Here is an 887-nt window from a genome sequence, read left to right as displayed (position 1 = left end):
CTCCCGCGTCGGCACCTGCGGGGCGATGGCGTTGATGACGAACAGGTTGAGCCCGACCGGCGGGGTGATCAGCCCGACCTCCATGTTGATCGGTGCGGCGCGCCGCAAAGCAGGTCGCCGCGCCGACCGTGATCGGGAAACGCCCGATCGGGCCCGTGACGCGCATCTCTCCCAGAACCCGCCCGCTTTTGCGCGTCGCGGCCTCGCCCAGCGCCTCAGGGCTGAGGGCGGCAAGTTCCTCCGCCTGCCTGGGCGTCGCCACCCAGACAATGCTTGAGCGTCGGCCCGGCATCGGCACGAGCGTGAACGGCCCCTCCTCGAAATGGAACTCCGTGGAGACGCCCTCGTGCTCGCGGTCATGCTCGACCGCGAAGGCGAGAGCCGTCTGGGGCGCGCGGTGGCTCTTGAAACCGATCCCGGCCGCCTCCCGAAGCAGAGACTTTCGCCCGTCGGCGGCGATCGCGAGCCTGGCCTCGACGGTGGAGCCATCGTCCAGCGTCAGCGCGACAAGCTTCTCGCCGGGCCGGCTCTCGCGCGCCTCGGCTAACCGCCGCACCGCTCCGGGCGCGCGCATGAAGGCCTCCGCCAGAGCCGCCGTGAGCGCCGTGTTGGGCACATTCCAGCCGAAAGCCTCGAGCCCGAGCTCGCTGGCTTGGAACGTGGCCTCCGGCGCCCGGAACAGCCGCCGTCCGCCGTCCACGATCCGGAGCGTCCGGAGCGGCGCGGCCGCGCCCTGGAGGGAGTCCCAGACGCCGGCCTCGCGCAACACCGTGACGGAGCCTTCGAGCAGGGCGGTGGTGCGGGCGTCCTGCGGCGCGCGACGCCATTCTGATCGTGCTCGCGCTGATCTCGCTGAAGATCACGCCGGCCGAGTACCGGGAGCGCAA

The 887-nt window shown here is 71.7% G+C and carries 1 pseudogene; it reads right to left on the bottom strand.

The annotated features are described in order from the left end of the window. Positions 1–808 (bottom strand): annotated as a pseudogene (locus ACIKT0_RS19275) (FAD-dependent monooxygenase); the annotation flags it as partial. Positions 809–887 lie beyond the last annotated feature (79 nt).

The sequence above is a fragment of the Hansschlegelia beijingensis genome (genome assembly GCF_045505405.1).
Classification (GTDB): domain Bacteria; phylum Pseudomonadota; class Alphaproteobacteria; order Rhizobiales; family Methylopilaceae; genus Methylopila; species Methylopila beijingensis_A.
Note: the sequence above shows the minus strand (reverse complement) of the source record. Positions and strands in the feature narration are given on the sequence as shown.